Annotated in this window: 19 protein-coding genes; 6 read left to right on the forward strand and 13 right to left on the reverse strand. The window is 56.1% G+C overall.

The genetic code is table 11. From position 1 onward, the window contains the following. The 4 genes from nrdE to KTJ90_RS04540 all read right to left on the reverse strand — a co-directional run bounded on the left by nrdE (position 1) and on the right by KTJ90_RS04540 (position 3390). Positions 1-2082: a class 1b ribonucleoside-diphosphate reductase subunit alpha gene (gene nrdE, locus KTJ90_RS04525; RefSeq protein ID WP_499026451.1), complete on the reverse strand. Its 2082-nt coding sequence runs from the start codon at positions 2080-2082 to the stop codon at positions 1-3. A gap of 26 nt (positions 2083-2108) precedes the next feature. Further along, complete coding sequence (nrdI, locus tag KTJ90_RS04530) at positions 2109-2522, reverse strand: class Ib ribonucleoside-diphosphate reductase assembly flavoprotein NrdI (RefSeq protein WP_003850364.1); 414 nt, start codon at positions 2520-2522, stop codon at positions 2109-2111. 4 nt (positions 2523-2526) lie between these two features. Continuing rightward, complete coding sequence (nrdH, locus tag KTJ90_RS04535; protein WP_003850362.1) at positions 2527-2769, reverse strand: glutaredoxin-like protein NrdH; 243 nt, start codon at positions 2767-2769, stop codon at positions 2527-2529. 303 nt (positions 2770-3072) lie between these two features. Further along, positions 3073-3390, reverse strand: a complete 318-nt coding sequence (locus KTJ90_RS04540) for a DUF883 family protein (protein WP_003850361.1) — start codon at positions 3388-3390, stop codon at positions 3073-3075. Between the two features lie 153 nt (positions 3391-3543). On the opposite strand from KTJ90_RS04540, the gene KTJ90_RS04545 reads away from it, so the two are divergent. From KTJ90_RS04545 to KTJ90_RS04560, 4 genes are all read left to right on the forward strand, one after another. Next, complete coding sequence (locus KTJ90_RS04545) at positions 3544-3879, forward strand: DUF2002 family protein (protein ID WP_003850360.1); 336 nt, start codon at positions 3544-3546, stop codon at positions 3877-3879. A gap of 134 nt (positions 3880-4013) precedes the next feature. Continuing rightward, positions 4014-5423 carry an S-methylmethionine permease gene (gene mmuP, locus KTJ90_RS04550; protein WP_008926759.1) on the forward strand — a complete coding sequence of 470 codons (1410 nt, stop codon included), beginning with the start codon at positions 4014-4016 and terminating at the stop codon, positions 5421-5423. Continuing rightward, entirely contained in the window at positions 5413-6348 is a 936-nt protein-coding gene (gene mmuM / locus KTJ90_RS04555) for a homocysteine S-methyltransferase (RefSeq protein WP_499025965.1), read from the forward strand. Before mmuP ends, mmuM begins: the two co-directional genes overlap by 11 nt. An 85-nt stretch (positions 6349-6433) precedes the next feature. Continuing rightward, a complete protein-coding gene (locus tag KTJ90_RS04560) occupies positions 6434-6853 on the forward strand; it encodes a hypothetical protein (RefSeq protein WP_003850357.1) in 420 nt (139 codons plus the stop codon). On the opposite strand, the gene speG is transcribed toward KTJ90_RS04560, so the two are convergent. The 6 genes from speG to KTJ90_RS04590 form a co-directional block, all read right to left on the reverse strand. Next, positions 6854-7399, reverse strand: a complete 546-nt coding sequence (speG, locus tag KTJ90_RS04565; RefSeq protein ID WP_003850356.1) for a spermidine N1-acetyltransferase — start codon at positions 7397-7399, stop codon at positions 6854-6856. It abuts the gene before it with no gap. A gap of 255 nt (positions 7400-7654) precedes the next feature. Continuing rightward, complete coding sequence (locus KTJ90_RS04570) at positions 7655-8332, reverse strand: ABC transporter ATP-binding protein (protein WP_105098873.1); 678 nt, start codon at positions 8330-8332, stop codon at positions 7655-7657. Further along, the gene (locus tag KTJ90_RS04575) at positions 8325-9155 is read right to left on the reverse strand and encodes an ABC transporter ATP-binding protein (protein ID WP_140915753.1); all 831 of its coding nucleotides are present in this window, start codon (positions 9153-9155) and stop codon (positions 8325-8327) included. The genes KTJ90_RS04570 and KTJ90_RS04575 overlap by 8 nt, the downstream gene beginning before the upstream one ends. After that, entirely contained in the window at positions 9145-10002 is an 858-nt protein-coding gene (locus KTJ90_RS04580; protein ID WP_192377795.1) for an ABC transporter permease, read from the reverse strand. The genes KTJ90_RS04575 and KTJ90_RS04580 overlap by 11 nt, the downstream gene beginning before the upstream one ends. After that, positions 9999-11051 (reverse strand): ABC transporter permease, encoded by a 1053-nt coding sequence (locus KTJ90_RS04585; protein WP_192377794.1) that lies wholly within the window; start codon positions 11049-11051, stop codon positions 9999-10001. Before KTJ90_RS04585 ends, KTJ90_RS04580 begins: the two co-directional genes overlap by 4 nt. Continuing rightward, positions 11051-12619 carry an ABC transporter substrate-binding protein gene (locus tag KTJ90_RS04590; RefSeq protein ID WP_003850350.1) on the reverse strand — a complete coding sequence of 523 codons (1569 nt, stop codon included), beginning with the start codon at positions 12617-12619 and terminating at the stop codon, positions 11051-11053. Before KTJ90_RS04590 ends, KTJ90_RS04585 begins: the two co-directional genes overlap by 1 nt. Before the next feature lie 657 nt (positions 12620-13276). Between KTJ90_RS04590 and mgtA the strand changes: the two genes are divergently transcribed. After that, complete coding sequence (gene mgtA, locus KTJ90_RS04595; RefSeq protein ID WP_110411065.1) at positions 13277-15979, forward strand: magnesium-translocating P-type ATPase; 2703 nt, start codon at positions 13277-13279, stop codon at positions 15977-15979. Next, complete coding sequence (gene mgtU, locus KTJ90_RS04600) at positions 15945-16076, forward strand: magnesium transporter protection protein MgtU (protein ID WP_008926754.1); 132 nt, start codon at positions 15945-15947, stop codon at positions 16074-16076. Before mgtA ends, mgtU begins: the two co-directional genes overlap by 35 nt. Before the next feature lie 68 nt (positions 16077-16144). On the opposite strand, the gene KTJ90_RS04605 is transcribed toward mgtU, so the two are convergent. From KTJ90_RS04605 to KTJ90_RS04615, 3 genes are all read right to left on the reverse strand, one after another. Then, complete coding sequence (locus KTJ90_RS04605; protein ID WP_003850345.1) at positions 16145-16999, reverse strand: PA4780 family RIO1-like protein kinase; 855 nt, start codon at positions 16997-16999, stop codon at positions 16145-16147. A 324-nt stretch (positions 17000-17323) separates the two neighbouring features. Further along, entirely contained in the window at positions 17324-17812 is a 489-nt protein-coding gene (locus KTJ90_RS04610) for a cold-shock protein (protein WP_003850339.1), read from the reverse strand. A 144-nt stretch (positions 17813-17956) separates the two neighbouring features. After that, positions 17957-18202 (reverse strand): YmjA family protein, encoded by a 246-nt coding sequence (locus KTJ90_RS04615; RefSeq protein ID WP_003850337.1) that lies wholly within the window; start codon positions 18200-18202, stop codon positions 17957-17959. Positions 18203-18278 lie beyond the last annotated feature (76 nt).

Raw genomic sequence — 18278 nt, forward strand, 5'->3', positions numbered from 1 at the left:
TTACAGGGAGCATGAGACGCAGCCCTGAACCTCCGTGCCCTGAAGCGCCATCTGACGCAGTCGAATGTAATAAAGCGTTTTGATCCCTTTTTTCCACGCGTAAATCTGCGCTTTGTTGATGTCGCGGGTCGTGACGTCATCGCGGAAAAACAGCGTCAGTGACAGGCCCTGATCGACGTGCTGAGTCGCTTCTGCGTAGGTATCAATAATCGCTTCCGGCCCAATCTGATACGCATCCTGATAGAGGTGGAGATTCTCATTGGTCATAAACGGCGCGGGATAGTAGACGCGACCGGTTTTACCCTCTTTGCGGATCTCGATAGGGGAGACAATCGGATGGATGCTGGAGGTGGCATGATTGATGTAGGAGATCGAACCGGTCGGCGGGATCGCCTGCAGGTTCTGATTAAACAGCCCGTGCTGCATCACTGCATCACGCAGCGCCTGCCAGTCCGCCTGGGTCGGCAGTGTCAGTCCGGCATCGGCAAACAGCGTCGTCACCCGTTCAGTGCGCGGCAGCCATTCCCGCTGCAGATATTTATCGAAGTAAACGCCGCTGGCGTATTGCGAATCCGCAAAGCCCTCGAACGTCTTCTGATGCTCCTGCGCCAGTTGATTAGAGGTGCGTAGCGCATAGTAGGTAATGCAATAGAAGTAGAGATTGGTGAAATCCAGCGCTTCCGGTGAGCCGTAGGCGATGCCTTCCCGCGCCAGATAGCCGTGCAGGTTCATCTGACCCAGCCCGATGGCGTGCGAACGGCGATTGCCTTCGGCGACCGACGGCACCGAGCCAATCTCGCTCATCATCGACACCGAGGTCAGAGCGCGAACCGCCACATCCACGGTGCGCGCCAGATCGCGCGAATCCATGGCATGCGCAATATTCAGGGAGCCAAGATTACAGGAGATATCTTTGCCGATGCGGCGATAGCTCAGGTCATCATGGTACTCGCTGGCGCTGTTCACCTGCAGAATCTCAGAGCAGAGATTACTCATATTGATGCGACCGGCAATCGGGTTGCTGCGGTTCACGCTGTCCTCATACATGATATAGGGATAGCCCGACTCAAACTGAATCTCGGCCAGCGTCTGGAAGAAGTCGCGTGGCTGAATATACGTTTTACGGATGCGATCGTCCGCCAGCATCTCGTCATACTTCTCGCTGATACTGATATCGCCAAAGGCCTGACCATAAATCCGCTCAACATCATAGGGCGAGAACAGCGCCATGGGTCTGTTCTCTTTTGCCAGCTGAAAAGTGATATCAGGAATAACCACGCCCAGCGACAGCGTTTTGATGCGGATCTTCTCGTCGGCATTTTCGCGTTTGGTATCCAGAAAGCGGAAAATATCGGGATGATGCGCATTAAGCCAGACTGCGCCGGCGCCCTGACGCGCACCAAGCTGATTCGCATAGGAGAAAGCATCTTCCAGCATTTTCATTACGGGGATAACGCCCGACGATTGATTTTCAATACGTTTAATCGGCGCACCAGACTCACGCAGGTTCGACAGTAAAAAGGCGACGCCGCCGCCGCGCTTTGACAGCTGCAATGCCGAATTCACTGCGCGGCCAATCGACTCCATATTGTCTTCGATGCGCAGCAGGAAGCAGGAGACCAGCTCACCGCGCTGCTGTTTGCCGCAGTTCAGAAAGGTCGGCGTAGCGGGCTGGAAACGGCCGCTGAGGATCTCCTCCAGCAGCGCTCGCGCCAGCGTTTCATCGCCCTGAGCCAGTGTCAGTGCCACCATGCAGGCGCGCTGTTCGAAGGTTTCCAGATAGCGTTTGCCGTCAAAGGTCTTCAGGGTATAGGTGGTGTAGTACTTCCAGGCGCCCAGAAAAGTTTTGAACTCAAATCCCCACTTCTCCGCCACCTCATGCAGCTCAAGCAGAAAATCAAAATCGTACTGATTCAGCACATCCGCTTCGTAATAGCTCTCCGCCACCAGATAGCGTAAACGCTCGGCGTTGCTGGAGAAGGGGACGATATTGGGTTGCACATGCTGCAGATAAAACTGACGTGTCGCTTCGCGATCCTTGTCGAACTGGATGCGGCCGTCAGCATCGTAGAGGTTCAGCATGGCATTGAGGGCGTGATAATCGAGCGTCACGCCGTTGAGGGTATCTGTTGTTGCCAAAATTGGGTTACTCCCGCTTTAACTTTCGCAATATCGTCAGGCGTTCCCATTAGCTCGAAGCGATAAAGACAAGGAACCTGACATTTTTTTGCAATGATGCTGCCCGCCAGGCAGTAACCGGCACCGAAATTACGGTTGCCTGCTGCGATCACGCCACGAATACCACGGCGGTTCGCCTCATCATTAAGAAACTGAATCACCTGACCGGGCACTGCACCGCGACTGCTGCCACCGCCATAGCTGGGTACCACCAGAATATAGGGCTGGTCGATATGCAACTGATCACGGGCATCAAGCGGGATGCGCCAGGCGGGCAGGCCGAGGCGCGTGACAAACCGGTGGGTGTTTTCCGACTGGCTGGAAAAATAGACCAGCGGGAACATGCGCTTAGCCCCCGACGGCAGAAAGCGATCGCAGAGTGGCGATCTTGTCCGGGCGGAAGCCGCTCCAGTGATCGTTATCTGCCATCACCACCGGCACCTGGCGGTAACCCAGTGATTTCAGGTTGTCGATCGCTTCCGGCTGGCTGTCGAGATTGATTAACTGATAGGCGAGACCCTGACGGTCCATCGCATTTTTGGTCGCCGTGCACTGGACACAGTTATCTTTAGTGTAAATAATAATGCGCATGATTCGTATTTCCCTCTGTGTGCGGTTCTGATGCCCGAAAACAAAGCTGACGCGACAGGTTGCGGGCTTCATTGTGACGAACAGCAGGTGTCGTGCTGATGAGCTAAATACTAGATGTAGTGTTTTTGGTGGTCAAGCCCACCAGATATAGGGTTTTATGATTTGTATTTGCGCAACAGAGGAAAAGCCAGCAGGGATGCGCCCTGCAGCCTGGAAAAATCTTTTGTAAATGTCGCTGGCCGCAAAAAAGGCAAAAAAAAGCCCCGCACAGGGCAGGGCTCAGGGGATTTCTCAGCGCTTAGCTTAGCGGCGTGAAGCCAGCAGTACGCCCACGACGATACCGAATGCGGCACCGATACCTACACCGTGCCATGGCTTGTCATGGACATAGGTATCAACCTGAGCGGAAGCATCACGCGCAACCTGTGAAACACGGTTGCTGCCGCCGTTCAGTTTAGAGCGGGTCTGTTTCAGCAGCTTCTCTGCCTGACTGCGGGCTGAGTCCACTTCGTCTTTGGCGTCACTGCCGTAAGATTTCAACAGCGCTTCCAGTGAATCGGCCAGTTCGTTAACGTCCTGATTGATATCAATGTCATCGTTTTTTACAGTGCGATTAAACATTTTTTAGCTCCCTTTGATTTAAAAACGTAATACTAGTGTAGACGACCTTGAGATTAACGAGACGCGGGAGTGTTCTTTAGGGAAAATTCCGAATGCCCACTCTGTCATGCTGTTGTAAGGTTGCGAAGCTTTTGAAAGAGGAGAGGATCGAGCATGTATTTACGACCGGATGAGGTAGCGCGCGTACTGGAAAAAGCGGGTTTCGAAGTCGATGAAATTACCCCACGGGCCTATGGCTATCGCCGTGGAGAGAACTACGTTTATGTGAACCGCGAAGCGCGCATGGGGCGCATGGCTTTAGTGATTCACCCGACACTGAAAGAGAAGAGCCAGCCGTTCGCTGAACCCGCTTCAGAAATGAAGACCTGCGATCACTACACCCAATTCCCTCTCTACCTGGCGGGTGATTCACAGGAACATTACGGCATCCCGCACGGATTCAGTTCCCGCATGGCGCTGGAACGCTATATTCAAAGCGTTTTCGGCTGACGCATCAGGCCCCGCCGCGACGGGGCTCTGAACGGCCTTTCCATCCTCCCTGTTTCCTGCCGTTGCAATTACCCGCTGTGACGCGTATAAAATTGCCCACTATAGATGTTTAGACGTCCATACGGATAAAAAAGATGAGCGAACAGCCAACTCCCTCGCAGGAACAATTTAAACGCACCATGAAAGTGCGCCATCTGGTGATGTTATCGCTGGGCGGCGTGATCGGCACTGGCCTGTTTTTTAACACCGGCTATATCATTTCTACTACCGGAGCGGCGGGTACGCTGCTTGCCTATCTGATTGGCGCGCTGGTGGTCTGGCTGGTGATGGTCTGTCTGGGTGAACTCTCTGTGGCGATGCCGGAAACCGGCGCGTTCCACGTTTACGCTGCGCGTTATCTCAGTCCGGCAACCGGTTATACCGTGGCATGGCTCTACTGGCTGACCTGGACGGTGGCCCTGGGCTCCAGCCTGACGGCAGCGGGCTTCTGTATGCAGTACTGGTTCCCGCAGATTCCGGTATGGATATGGTGCCTGGTCTTCTGCTGCGCCATCTATCTGCTGAACGTCATCTCAACCCGCTTCTTCGCCGAAGGGGAGTTCTGGTTCTCGCTGATTAAGGTGGTCACGATCGTCGCCTTTATCGTGCTGGGCGGCGCAGCGATGTTTGGCTTTATCCCGATGAAAGATGGTACGCCCGCGCCCGGTCTGAGCAATCTTACCGCGCACGGCTGGCTGCCCAATGGCGTACTGCCGATTCTGATGACGATGGTGGCGGTGAACTTCGCCTTCTCCGGCACCGAGCTGATCGGGATTGCGGCCGGTGAAACCCAGCAGCCGGAGAAAGTGCTGCCGCTGGCGATCCGCACCACCGTGGCCAGGCTGATCATCTTCTTCATCGGCACAGTCTTTGTGCTGGCGGCGCTGATTCCGATGGATCAGGCTGGCATCGTAAAAAGTCCGTTTGTGCTGGTGTTCGAAAAGATCGGCATCCCGTATGCGGCTGACATCATTAACTTTGTGATCCTGACTGCAATCCTGTCAGCGGCCAACTCCGGCCTTTACGCATCGGGCCGTATGCTCTGGTCGCTGGCCAACGAAAATACGCTGCCGCGTGCCTTTTCCCGGGTGAACAAGCGCGGCGTACCCATGCTGGCAATTACTGTCAGCATGGTGGGCGGTTTGCTGGCGCTGGTTTCCAGCGTGGTTGCGCCAGACACGGTGTTTGTGGCGCTGTCGGCTATCTCTGGCTTTGCGGTGGTCGCGGTCTGGCTCAGCATCTGCGCCTCGCATTTTGTTTTCCGTCGCCGTCACCTTCAGCAGGGCAAATCGCTGGCCGATCTGGCTTACCGCGCGCCGCTCTATCCGCTGACGCCGATTCTGGGCTTTCTGCTCTGTCTGCTGGCCTGTGTTGGTCTGGCATTCGATCCAACTCAGCGTATCGCGCTATGGTGTGGCATCCCGTTTGTCCTGTTCTGCTACGCCGCATACCATCTGACCCACAAATCATCCCCGAAGCCTGAGGAGGCCAAAGATGTCGCATAACCCTGTCGCGCAGGCTTTAACAGAGTCACCATTGCTGATTCTGGATGGCGCGCTGGCCACCGAACTGGAAGCCCGCGGCTGCCATCTGGCCGATGCGCTCTGGTCAGCAAAGGTGCTGATGGAAAATCCTGAGCTCATCTATCAGGTGCACTACGACTATTTTGTCGCCGGTGCGCGTTGTGCCATTACCGCCAGCTATCAGGCGACGCCGCAGGGCTTTGCCACACGTGGTCTTGATGAAGCGCAGTCACTGGCGTTGATCGCCCAGAGCGTCGAGCTGGCGCGCCGCGCACGTCAGGACTATCTGGCGGTCCGGCCCGATGCGAAAACGCTGCTGGTGGCGGGATCGGTGGGGCCATATGGTGCTTTCCTGGCGGATGGTTCGGAATATCGCGGTGACTATGCACTGCCGGAAGCGGAAATGATGGCGTTTCACCGTCCGCGCGTGCAGGCGCTGCTGGCGGCGGGTGCCGATCTGCTGGCCTGTGAAACCCTGCCTTCGTTGGCGGAAGCGCAGGCACTGGTGAAGCTGCTGGCTGAATTCCCGGAAGGCCGCGCGTGGTTCACGTTTACGCTGCGTGATGCCGGGCATATCAGCGACGGCACGCCGCTGTCAGAGGTGGTGAGCTGGCTGAATCAGCAGCCGCAGGTGATAGCGCTGGGGATCAACTGCGTAGCGCTGGAGAGCGTAACGCCAGCGCTGCAGCAGTTGCAGAGGCTGACCGACAAGCCGCTGGTGGTCTATCCCAACTCCGGCGAGCAGTATGATGCCAGCAGCAAAACATGGCATTCCGCGCCGTCGGGCTGCACGCTGCACGACAAGCTGGATGAGTGGCAGCAGGCGGGCGCGAAGCTGATTGGCGGCTGCTGTCGCACCTCACCCAACGACATCGCGGCTATCGCCCGCGCTTGTCAACCGCAATAAGCTGGCTGAATCGGGCGATGATAGCCCGATTGAGACAAAGAAGGCGGTCTACACTTTGAGCACTGATCACTCTGTGGACCCCTTCATGAAACAGCGAATTCTGGCTCTGGCCGCCGCGCTGCTGCTTAGCGGCTGTGCCACCATTGTCGGCACTGAAACCCAAATGGTGCGCATCGACTCTCTGCCGCAGGGCGCGCGCTTTACCGTGCAGGATGAGCGTGGCTACGCGGTTGCGCAGGGTTTCACGCCGCAGACCGTTGAGCTGGCAAAATCCACCGGCCGCTACTTCGGCAAAAAGCACTATCTGCTGATGCTGGAAAGCCCGGGCTACGTGCCGGTTACAGTGCCTATCGAGGCTCGCGCTAACCTCTGGTATCTGCTGGGCAATATCCCATTAGGTGGATTCCCCGGCTGGTTGCTGGTCGATCCTTTCTATGGCGGCATGTACGACCTCAAGCCGGAACATCCACGTCCCTTCATGAATCCGGTTGGCGCGCGCGGCTGATCACTGCGCGGTCGGCTTCACCATTCCGCCTGGCGTTTTATGGCGTTCCAGATACTGATGCTGGAAAATGCACATGCGGATGGTGTTGCGGTACTCCCCATTGATGAAAAATTCATGTTTAAGCACGCCTTCGATCTCGAAGCCGAGCTTGGTATAGATATGGATCGCTTTTTCGTTTTCCTGATCGACAATCAGGTAGAGCTTATAGAGATTGAGAACCGAAAAGCCGTAATCCATCGCCAGCTTTGCCGCCTGGGTTGCCAGCCCTTTGCCCTGATGCGCCGGATCGATAATGATCTGAAACTCGGCGCGGCGGTGCACATGGTTAATCTCCACCAGTTCCACTAATCCCGCTTTCTGCCCGCTATGCTCCACCACAAAGCGGCGTTCCGTCTGATCATGAATGTGCTTGTTGTAGAGATCGGACAGCTCCACAAACGCTTCATAGGGCTCCTCAAACCAGTAGCGCATCACGCTGGCGTTGTTATCCAGCTGATGGACAAAGTGCAGGTCTTCCCGCTCCAGTGGACGCAGTTTTACCGTCATCGCTTTTTCCTCTCATGAAATAGTTGCCGCGAGTATACCGCATCAGCCTGGTGCTGCGTTTTGTGCAGTCGTATAGGGGCGCTGCTTTAGCGTACAACCGTCAATAGCGTAGCGTGGCAATCAAGATGGCTGTGAGAGAACCACACACCGTCCGGCAGGAGAGAAGAGGGGTTAAGGCCGATTAAGAGGCGAGTTACGAAATGCGCGACGAGTGAAACAGCGCCGGACGGCAGATTAACGCCGTCCGGCCGGGTTTCAGGCAGAGATCTGTTCGATGATGCGGCCCTGCGCCATGCGCACCGCGCGATCGCACATATGATCGATAACATCGGGATCGTGGCTGACCAGCACCATTGTCAGACCATCCTGCTGTTTCAGATCGTTGAGCAGGTTGAGGATCTCCGCCTGCACTGACATATCCAGTGCCGATGTCGGCTCATCCAGCAGCAGGATCTTTGGCTGCAGCAGCAGGGCGCGCACGATGGCGACGCGCTGACGCTGACCGCCAGAGAGCTGATGTGGATAGCGATCTGCCAGTGCAGGATCGAGTCCGACGTGACGGAAACCCTGATCGATACGATCGTTGATATTCTCGCGTTTCAGCAGCTTCAGCGGCTCCGACAGGGTGCGACGCAGCCGGTGACGCGGATGCAGCGAGGCATAAGGGTCCTGGAACACCATCTGCACTTCCTGACGCAGCGCACCGGTAAAGGCTTTGCCCGGCTGAACAGTATGACCGGCAAGCTGCATCTGGCCCTGCCAGTGTGGGTTCAGACCTGCCAGCACCCACAGCAGTGACGATTTGCCGCAGCCCGAAGGACCCACCAGACCAAAACACTCGCCCGCGTTAACCTCAAGATTAACCTCATGCACCACGGTGCGAAGGTCATAACCCTGTTTGTGGGCGACGCTGAGATTGTGTAACTCAATCATAATTCGCCTCCAGCGCAGCGCGATCCAGCACCGGTAAAGTCTGTCCGTGGGTCGCTTTACCCGGACGGCAGGCCCACAGTGTGCGGGTGTAAGGATGGGTCGCGTGAGGCAGTTCAGCGGCGGGCAGCGTATCCAGCAACCGGCCTTTGTACATCACCATCACCCGCTCGCAATGTTCCGAAACCTGCTGCAAATCGTGGCTGATCAGCAGCAGACCCATGTTACGCGCTTCCACCAGACCGCGAATCAGCGCCAGCACCTGATCGCGCATGGCATGATCCAGTGCAGAGGTGGGTTCATCAGCGATCAGGAAGTCAGGATCGGTGATCAGTGCGATTGCCAGCATCACACGCTGGCCCATGCCGCCCGAGAGCTGATGCGGATACTGCTGCATCAGCCGACGCGGATCGGGCAGGCCGACCGCATCCAGCATCTCACACACTTTCTCTTTACGCTCGGCACGGCTCAGGCGGCGATGCAGCATCAGCGGTTCTTCCACCTGCCAGCCAATGGTGCGCGTCGGATTAAGGGCATATTTCGGGTCCTGCATCACCATCGCCACGCGGTTACCGCGCAGCTGGTTCCAGTGACGCTCACTCAGCGTCAGCGCATTCTCACCGGCCACCTGAAGCTGGCTGGCCTGCAGATGCAGCGCGGGCGAGAGCAGTCCCATCAGGCTGCGGGCGGTCAGCGACTTCCCGGAGCCGGACTCACCGACCAGCGCCACACGTTCGCGGCCCACGGAAAAGCTGATGTTATCGACCAGCAGTGCTTCATCACTGCGAATGGTCAGCCCTTCGGCAAGGAGCAGATTATTTTGCATGACGGGTATCCAGTCGGTCGCGCAGGCCATCGCCTGTCAGGTTAAAGGCCAGGCTGGCAAACAGAATCGCCGCACCCGGTGCAGCCGCAACCCACCACTGATCGAAGATCACTTTACTGCCTTCGGCGACCATTGAGCCCCATTCAGCCGTCGGCGGCTGAACGCCCATGCCGAGGAAACCGAGTCCGGCAGCAGCCAGGATAATCCCGCCCAGGCTTAGCGCAGCGCGGACCACCGCCGTGGGCATGCAGAGCGGCAGGATATGACCGAACATCAGGCGAAAGCCCGTAATGCCCTGCATCCGCGCGGCGGCGAGGTAATCGCTGCGGCGCAGTGCCAGCGTTTCAGCGCGTGCCTGACGGGCAAACGGCGGCCAGCTGGTCAGCGCCAGTGCCAGCGCGCCGTTCATCAGGCCAGGGCCGAGAATCGCCACCAGCGCCAGCGCGATCACCAGGTTGGGCAGCGACAGGAAGATATCGGTAATGCGCATCAACAGGCGTTCGGTCCAGCCGCCAACGTAACCGGCGGTGATGCCGATCAGCAGTCCGGCCGGAATAGTCAGCACCAGAATCAGCGATACCAGCAGCAGCGTAGGGCGTGTGCCGTAAATCACGCGCGACAGCAGATCGCGGCCAAAGCCATCGGTGCCAAACCAGTGCTGTGCTGACGGCGCCAGCAGGCGGCTCGACATGGTCTGCACATTCGGGTCGAAAGGTGCAATCAGCGGTGCCAGCAGCGCCATCAGGATAAGAATCGCGACCAGCGTCAGGCCAACGGTTAACGAGGTCACGCGTTGACGGCGACGGCGTGGCCGTAGCGTTTTGAGTTCAGAGAGTTGTTGCGTCATCGGGTTCTCGGATCGGTTAACCAGGTTAAAACATCTGCCAGGGTGTTAATCAGGATAAAGCAGCTGCCAATCAACAGGGTTGAGCCCAGAATCGCCGGCACATCGCCGGAGAACAGCGCATTGGTCATATATCGACCCACTCCCGGCCAGGCGAAGACGGTTTCGGTTAGCACCGAGCCTTCCAGCAGCGTGGCGTAGGAGAGGGCGATCACCGTAACCAGCGTGCCCAGCACGTTAGGGAATATATGGCGCAGCAGGATGCGCACCCGACCGGCACCTTTGGCACGCGCCAGCACCACATACTCTTTACTGCTCTCTTCCAGCAGCGCCGCACGCAGCAGGCGGGTAATGCCCGCCATCGCCAGCAGACCGAGAATCACCACCGGCAGCCAGAGGTGCGCAATCGCGTTGCGGAACATCTCCGGTTCACCTGAGAGCCAGCTGTCGATCAGCACAAAGCCGGTTTTCGGCTCAAGGGTATAGACCCAGATATCATCCAGTCGTCCCGGTCCGGCGGACCAGTGCAGCACCGCATAAAAGAGCAGCAGACCCAGCAGGCCGAGCCAGAACACTGGCACCGAGTAGCCCAGCAGCGAGATAAAGCGGGCGAGGTTATCGATCCAGCTGCCCGGTTTCCAGGCCGCCAGCAGCGCCAGCGCGACGCCGAATACCACCGCGAAGATCATCGCGCAGGTCGCCAGCTCAATGGTGGCCGGGAACGTGGACATCAGATCGCCAGTCACCGACTGATTGGTCAGACGGGAGACACCCAGATCGCCGTGCGCCAGATGTTCGACATAGCGCCAGAACTGCATCAGCACCGGCTCGTCGAGACCCAGGTCATGACGCACCTGCGCGTAGGTCGCTTCACTGGCGTGATCGCCGGCAATCTGCTGCACCGGATCAATCGGCGACAGATGCGACAGCATAAAGGTGAAGGCAAGCAGGCCAAGCAACGTGACCAGCAGCGACAATATGCTACCGATCAGCCGTCCGCCACGCTGCCAAAAAAGCCGGGCGAACCCGGCTGAAGGGACAGACTGTGCCATTACTTAGTAACCTGCGAATAATACACCATGTCAGGGTTGATGCCCTGCACGTAGCCTTTCAGGTTGTCGCGCAGGGCGATCAGGTTCTTCGCCTGCATCCCAATCACGTAAGGTGAGTTCTTCATCACTTCACGCTGCATCGCTTCATACAGCGCCACGCGTTTTTTCGGATCGCTTTCTGCTGTCGCCGCAATCACCTGCTTGTTCAGCTCAGGAATATGCCAGTCTGAACGGTAAGCGATGGTTTTGCTGCCATCTTCCGGGTTGTAAGCAAACGAGGCGGCATTGGTATTGGGATCGAAGTAGTCAGAACCCCAGGCGTTCAGCGTCGCTTCATATTTATGCGCTTTCACATTGGTCGACACTTCTGAGCTCAGGCCCGGTACCACTTCCACTTTCACGCCTGCTTTGGCGAAGCTGCCCTGCAGCGCCTGTGCGATATCCAGATAAGGCGGCTGGTTGCTGGTAGAGAGCTTGAAGGTCACGTTGCTCAGGCCCGCTTTCTTCAGAATCGCTTTGGCTTTTTCCGGATCGTAGCTGTATGGCGTGTCGTTGATTGCGCCCAGGAAGCCCTTCGGCAGGAAGCTCTGATGCACGTCGAACTGACCTTTCAGCAGCTCGTTAGCGATACCTTTGTAATCCCACAGGTAGCGTGCTGCTTCCCAGAAGGCCGGATTCTTCATCGTCTCGTTTGCGCCGATGTTGAACTGGATGTAGTAGAGCGACGCCATGGGAATCGCTTCCGTCTTCACGCCTGTTTTGCCGTTCAGCGCAGCGATCTGATCGGCACCCAGGTTACGGGCGATATCGGCATCGCCCTGTTCCAGCAGCAGACGACGCGCCGCCGGTTCCGGTACGTTTTTGATCAGGATATTTTTCATCTTTGGCGCGCCCGCCGGTGAGGTCGGGTTAGCGCTGAGCAGTACCACCTGATGCATCACCACTTTACGGATCTGATACGGACCGCTGCCCGCAGAGTGAGTTGCCAGCCAGGCGTTACCAAAATCGCCGTTCTTCGCGTTCGCCATCGCGGTTTTTTCATCAATGATGGAAGAAACCGGGGCAGAGAGCAGGCTCAGCACGTAGGTCGGGCTGACGTTAGCCGTCCAGCTAATCTGCACGTGATTGTCGTCGACCTTCTTCAGGAAGCCGTCGACGTTATCTTTAGTCCAGCCAAGCTGTGTCAGGATGAAAGAGGGATCGAGGTTCAGCTTTACCACGCGGCCCAGCGAGAAGATCACATCTTCCGGACGCAGTGGGTTGCCGGTAGAGAATTTCGCATCTTTGCGCAGTTCAAAGGTCAGGCTGCGGTTGTCGCTGCCGGGCTGCCATGAGGTCGCCAGAGTAGGCTTCAGGTCCACCGGGTTCTGCGGATCGGACTGGACCAGACGCTGATAGATGTTTGTAAAAGCCTGAACGCTGGTCAGTTCAAACCCTTTGGCCGGATCGAAGCTGTCGGCGTCGTCAGTAGATTGTGCAATTACCAGCGTATCTTTTGGTGTTGCGGCCTGTGCTGTGAAGGCGCCAGCCAGCGTCAGCGCCAGCAGTGATGGAATTATAGTTTTCATGAAATTTCCTTGCCTCTAAAAAGTTACGCGAGTTTACGAAAGGGCCGGTGTGAAGAATAGTCGAATATGGGCTAATCATATGCCAAAAGGTTATAAGGGTTACCTGCTGGTTATAAGAAGATCGCCACTCTGTTAACGAAGCGGTAAGCTGAGCAGAAACAAAACCTCAACGAAACCATTATTCAGGTTATTATTGCTTTACCGCAGCCAGACGCTCTTTATAATGGCTGCAGATAATTTCAGGAGAATTCAGTTGGACAGTGATACCCGATTAACTTTAATTCTGGCAAGCTGAATTTTCTTTGCTGCTTGCCAACCGGCGAGCAGCGATCCCCGCTTTAATTAACGATCGCGCTCCTTTTTTAAATCCTGTCATTCACAGGAGTGCGCGTTATGCTGCTGTTTATATTCGCTCTTTTTCCTCCGCCCCGATTGGCGTAGCGCAGGCTACGCCCGATTGACGATCTCAGACTTTCAACATGCTGCGTTTAACCGACGTCGGCTAATCCTGTGCGCGTCATTATTTTGCGTGCAGGCGGAATAACGTGATTATTCCTGAAGGTCACCGCATTAAATAACCCGGCTTCGCCAGGTTTTATCCATGCACCTTATTTTGCGTGCAGGACAACTATTGCTTTAAATCAGGGAGATGTCGAAATGAGCGACATGAAACTGGAGCAGGTTGCGATCACTTCATCCGGCAACCGTAACGATAAAAAAAGTAAAAAAATGTTTGCTGTGGCACAGCAGGCAGGCCAGCACATTGAGACGACGCTGGCAAACCTGCGCAGCCACCACCAGGGCCTGACTCAGGCTGAAGCGGCGAAACGCCTGAGCCTGTACGGCCGCAATGAAGTCGCGCATGAGAAAGCGCCACCGGCGCTGATTCAGCTGCTGATGGCGTTTAATAACCCGTTTATCTACGTATTGCTGGTCCTGGCGCTGGTGAGTTTTGTAACGGACTACTGGCTGCCGCTGCGCGCCGGTCAGGAGACCGATCTTTCCGGGGTGATCATCATCTGCACCATGGTGATGTTGAGCGGGCTGCTGCGCTTCTGGCAGGAGTTTCGCACCAACCGTGCGGCGCAGGCGCTGCAGTCACTGGTTCGTAGCCAGGTTACCGTGCTGCGGCGTGAGGCGGACAGCGAAACCGCACAGCGCCAGGATGTGGATATGAGTGAACTGGTGCCGGGCGATATCATTCTGCTCAGCACCGGCGACCAGGTGCCAGCCGATGTGCGCCTCCTGAGTTCACGTAACCTGTTTATCAGTGAAGCGGTGCTGACCGGCGAGTCGCTGCCGGTTGAGAAACACAGCAGTGAAGCGGGTATTGACGGCACAGGCCAGACTGCTAAAGAGCTGCTGGCGTCAGCGAATATCTGCCTGATGGGTACCAGCGTAGCCAGCGGTACAGCCAGCGCCGTCGTCGTCGCGACCGGTGGCGAAACCTGGTTTGGCTCGCTGGCCTCATCGCTGACCGGAAGCCGTCCGCAAACTGCATTTGATCGCGGGGTGAATAGCGTCAGCAAACTGCTGATCCGCTTTATGCTGGTGATGGTGCCGGTGGTGCTGCTGATAAATGGCTTCACCAAAGGTGACTGGATGGATGCCACGCTATTTGCACTGGCGGTTGCGGTCGGGCTGACCCCGGAAATGCTGCCGATGATTGTCAGCGCCAACCTGGCCAAAGGCGCAATTGCGATGTCTCGTCGCAAAGTCATCGTTAAAAAGCTCAATGCCATTCAGAACCTTGGGGCAATGGACGTGCTCTGTACGGATAAAACCGGCACGCTGACTCAGGACACCATTCTGCTGGCGCATCATCTGGATGCACAGGGCAATGAAGATGCTCAGGTCCTGCTGCTGGCATGGCTGAACGGCAGCAGCCAGAGTGGCGCGAAAAACCTGATGGACCGCGCCGTACTCAGCGCGGGCGATAAAATCATTTCGCAGTCTCTGCGCAGCCAGTTTCAACTGGTGGATGAGTTGCCGTTTGATTTTGATCGCCGCCGGGTTTCAGTGCTGGTGGAAGATCTGGCTCAGCATCGTTCACAGCTGATCTGCAAAGGCGCAGTCAAAGAGATGCTGGCGGTAAGTATCGCCGTGCGCAAGGGCGATGCGGTCGTTGCACTGGATGCGGCGCAGCGAGCGGCGCTGCTGACACAGACCGAACACTATCATCAGCAGGGTTATCGTGTGCTGCTCGTGGCAACCCGTGATGAGGAGCTGCGCGCGCCGCTCAATGACAGTGACGAGCGCGATCTGGTTATTCAGGGCATGCTGACCTTCCGCGATCCGCCAAAAGCCAGCGCGGGTAAAGCGATTAAAGCCCTGCGCGACAGCGGTGTGGCGGTGAAAGTGCTGACCGGCGACAACCCATTGGTGACGCTGCGTGTCTGTGCCGATGTCGGACTGACCGATCCGGCGATGCTGACCGGCGATCAGATTGAGGCGATGAACGATGACGAACTGGCGCAGGAAGTGGAACGTTGCACGCTGTTTGCCCAGCTTACGCCGCTGCAGAAATCACGTCTGGTGCGGCTGATGCAGCAGAATGGTCACACCGTCGGTTTCCTGGGAGATGGCATTAATGACGCGCCTGCACTCCGGGCGGCGGATACCGGGATTTCCGTGGACAGCGCGGCAGATGTGGCGAAAGCCTCCTCGGACATCATCCTGCTGGAGAAAGATTTACAGGTGCTGAATGAAGGTGTCCTCAAAGGACGCGAGACCTTTGGCAACATCATCAAGTACCTGAACATGACCGCCAGTTCCAACTTCGGCAATGTTTTCTCGCTGCTGGTGGCCAGTGCTTTTATTCCGTTTTTGCCGATGCTCTCCATTCATCTGCTGATTCAGAACCTGATGTATGACATTTCCCAGCTGGCACTGCCGTGGGACAAGGTTGACCGTGAGTTTCTGAATAAGCCGCGTAAATGGGATGCCGGCAACATTAAACGCTTCATGCTGTGGATGGGGCCGACGTCGTCAATTTTTGACGTCACGACCTTTGCGCTGATGTGGTTCGTTTTTGGCGCGAATCATGCGGGCGTGCAGTCGCTGTTCCAGTCCGGCTGGTTTATCGAGGGATTGCTGTCACAGACGCTGGTAGTGCATATGCTGCGTACCCGGAAGATTCCGTTTATCCAGAGTCGCGCCACCTTACCGGTGATGCTGACCACGCTGACGATTATGGCGCTGGGCATCCTGATTCCGTTCTCACCGCTGGGCGCGATGGTCGGTCTGGTGCCACTGCCATGGCAATACTTCCCGTGGCTGGTGCTGACGCTGTTCAGCTACTGCCTGGTGGCGCAGGGAATGAAACATGTCTACATCCGCAGGTTTGGTCAGTGGTTCTAGGGAGGAGAAGATGAAAAAAGGCAGGCTCGATAAAGTTTTTGTCGGCGTGATGATTATCGGCTTAACTCTGATTGCGCTGACGGTCGTGGTGCGATGATAGCGTTGTAAAACTGCGAACATTAAAAGGCAGCGAGGCGACTCACTGCCTTTTTTATTAATGGGCGATTACTCTTCGTCGCGCTCACGGCTGGCGCGCTGGCGTTCGTAATATTCATCCTCTGCAGTGATGATCTCATCCATCAGCGAATCCATATCAACCACGCGCTCCTCTTCCACAAACTCTCCGGTAAGCGGCGTTTCTGGTGTGAGCTTGCCATCCTCATACAGCAACCAGATCTCTTTGGCATAGCGCGTCTTAAGCAGCTGCGGAGCGAACTGACCATAGTATGAAGTGATGTTGTTTACGTCACGTTCGAACATCGACTCGGCATGGTTATTGGCCGCCGCATCAACCGCCTGGGGCAGGTCAATAATCACCGGTCCCTGATCGTCCAGCAGCACGTTGAACTCGGATAAGTCACCATGCACGATACCTGCACAGAGCATGCGGACGATGTTACGGATCATGGTGTTGAAATCGGTGATTGCCTGCTCTTCGGAGAGCATGACATCGCTGAGGCGAGGCGCAACCGCACCGTTGGCGTCAGTTACCAGCTCCATCAGTAACACACCGTCGATGCAGAGATAAGGCTGCGGCACACGAACACCGGCGTTAGCCAGGCGGAACAATGCGTCTACTTCGGCAGTCTGCCAGGACTCTTCCTGCTGCTTACGGCCAAATTTCGTGCCTTTCTGCATGGCGCGGGCGTTACGGCTGTTGCGGGTTTTACGTCCTTCCTGATACTGCACCGCCTGCTTGAAGCTACGCTGAGTCGCTTCTTTATAGACTTTGGCGCACTGCACCTTGCCGCCGCAAAGCACGGTATAGACGTCTGCTTCTTTGCCGCTTTTCAGCCGCTGCAGGACATCGTCAATCAGGCCGTCATCGACCAGTGGCTGGATTCTGTTTGGGATTTTCATGCGGCTTTATACCTTATTTCACCCACTTTTCGTATCAATTTGCGATGATGGAAATATTGGCAATGACTGAACAAAGAATCTGATTCTACCCTGGAATGTGGCTTTATGGGGATGATCCTTGATGACCAGCGCGTTTGACCTTTGTTTTTTCATAAACAATGGATTAGCTGGAAGAGCAGGGCAGTTTGATCTGCAGGAGTATCGTTTTCTGGCCACTGCGCACAGCTGGCAGGGATGATGTATCCGGGGAAAAACCTGTAGAGCAGACCGAAGCGGTCTGTCAGGCCAGCATCCTTTTCACAGGATACTGGCCCACCTGCGGGATTATTTCAGGCTTTTAAGCACGTTAACCGTGCTGTCGATGTCGATCTCATCTTCAGAGAAGGTCAGCGTGGTTCCCTGGAATGTGGTCACCGCCAGCTTTTTCAGCGAACGCATTTCATTCGCTTTCGTGTCAGATTTCGGCCGGATATTATTCAGCAACAGGCCGACTGACAGCACCGCGTTCTCTTTGTCGACACCGGCATCGACCGGGACTTCTTCGCTGTAGACCAGGTAAGATTTGATCGAGGTGATCTTCAGCCGCTCGCCTGCGATATAGATGTATTTGCTTGTCGGCGCGACTTTCACCGCATAGGCAGATAAGCCTTTGTTGTTGGTGGTGGGTTCAAAGGTCACCGCCGCATCTTTTTTGATCAGGTCAGGGTTGGCGACCTTAATCACATGAAAATAGCGGTTATCGCCGTTTTCATCTTTGATAAAGCCAAAACCTTTATCTTCAAACCACGTTGTGATCGTTCCGTTCATCGCCATTTTTGCCTGCTTAATCTACTCAGTTTTTTACAGCGCGCAGTGTAAAACACAATGCCTGCACAGACTATATAAGTCTGGATGATAATTTTCAGCTGCGCCAGGGAGCGACGGTATGGCGCTCACTCGTCTGGCGATGAGTAACAGTTACTCGTTGCCCCAGCGGTTCAGGAACTCCGCGATATCATCAATACGCTGCTCATCAATGCCGGCTTCACGCGCCATATCCTGCTGCGACGCTTCACTGATCTCTTCGTTGTTCATCAAACGGGTGATCAGCAGCTGGAAGTAATGGGCCAGCGGGGTACGTTCAGCTTCGCTCACGGGCTTAGCAGACTCCGTCGCATACTCATCTGCGACATCATAATATTTGAGAGAAATTTCGTTATTCATAGGGTGTCCGCAGCGTTGAAGTTACGTTAAGGCCTCACCGTCGTTCGTGGCATGGCTCAAAAGGAGATTATTTCGT

This window comes from Pantoea jilinensis (assembly GCF_019104105.1).
In the GTDB taxonomy this organism is placed as follows: Bacteria; Pseudomonadota; Gammaproteobacteria; order Enterobacterales; family Enterobacteriaceae; genus Pantoea; species Pantoea eucalypti.

Excerpts from the sequence above, each read along its gene's own strand:
- nrdE (WP_499026451.1), bottom strand. The coding sequence starts at position 2,082 with ATGCTGAACCTCTACGATGCTGACGGCCGCATCCAGTTCGACAAGGAT.
- nrdI (WP_003850364.1), bottom strand. The coding sequence starts at position 2,522 with ATGTTCCCGCTGGTCTATTTTTCCAGCCAGTCGGAAAACACCCACCGG.
- nrdH (WP_003850362.1), bottom strand. The coding sequence starts at position 2,769 with ATGCGCATTATTATTTACACTAAAGATAACTGTGTCCAGTGCACGGCG.
- KTJ90_RS04540 (WP_003850361.1), bottom strand. The coding sequence starts at position 3,390 with ATGTTTAATCGCACTGTAAAAAACGATGACATTGATATCAATCAGGAC.
- KTJ90_RS04545 (WP_003850360.1), top strand. The coding sequence starts at position 3,544 with ATGTATTTACGACCGGATGAGGTAGCGCGCGTACTGGAAAAAGCGGGT.
- mmuP (WP_008926759.1), top strand. The coding sequence starts at position 4,014 with ATGAGCGAACAGCCAACTCCCTCGCAGGAACAATTTAAACGCACCATG.
- mmuM (WP_499025965.1), top strand. The coding sequence starts at position 5,413 with ATGTCGCATAACCCTGTCGCGCAGGCTTTAACAGAGTCACCATTGCTG.
- KTJ90_RS04560 (WP_003850357.1), top strand. The coding sequence starts at position 6,434 with ATGAAACAGCGAATTCTGGCTCTGGCCGCCGCGCTGCTGCTTAGCGGC.
- speG (WP_003850356.1), bottom strand. The coding sequence starts at position 7,399 with ATGACGGTAAAACTGCGTCCACTGGAGCGGGAAGACCTGCACTTTGTC.
- KTJ90_RS04570 (WP_105098873.1), bottom strand. The coding sequence starts at position 8,332 with ATGATTGAGTTACACAATCTCAGCGTCGCCCACAAACAGGGTTATGAC.
- KTJ90_RS04575 (WP_140915753.1), bottom strand. The coding sequence starts at position 9,155 with ATGCAAAATAATCTGCTCCTTGCCGAAGGGCTGACCATTCGCAGTGAT.
- KTJ90_RS04580 (WP_192377795.1), bottom strand. The coding sequence starts at position 10,002 with ATGACGCAACAACTCTCTGAACTCAAAACGCTACGGCCACGCCGTCGC.
- KTJ90_RS04585 (WP_192377794.1), bottom strand. The coding sequence starts at position 11,051 with ATGGCACAGTCTGTCCCTTCAGCCGGGTTCGCCCGGCTTTTTTGGCAG.
- KTJ90_RS04590 (WP_003850350.1), bottom strand. The coding sequence starts at position 12,619 with ATGAAAACTATAATTCCATCACTGCTGGCGCTGACGCTGGCTGGCGCC.
- mgtA (WP_110411065.1), top strand. The coding sequence starts at position 13,277 with ATGAGCGACATGAAACTGGAGCAGGTTGCGATCACTTCATCCGGCAAC.
- mgtU (WP_008926754.1), top strand. The coding sequence starts at position 15,945 with ATGTCTACATCCGCAGGTTTGGTCAGTGGTTCTAGGGAGGAGAAGATG.
- KTJ90_RS04605 (WP_003850345.1), bottom strand. The coding sequence starts at position 16,999 with ATGAAAATCCCAAACAGAATCCAGCCACTGGTCGATGACGGCCTGATT.
- KTJ90_RS04610 (WP_003850339.1), bottom strand. The coding sequence starts at position 17,812 with ATGGCGATGAACGGAACGATCACAACGTGGTTTGAAGATAAAGGTTTT.
- KTJ90_RS04615 (WP_003850337.1), bottom strand. The coding sequence starts at position 18,202 with ATGAATAACGAAATTTCTCTCAAATATTATGATGTCGCAGATGAGTAT.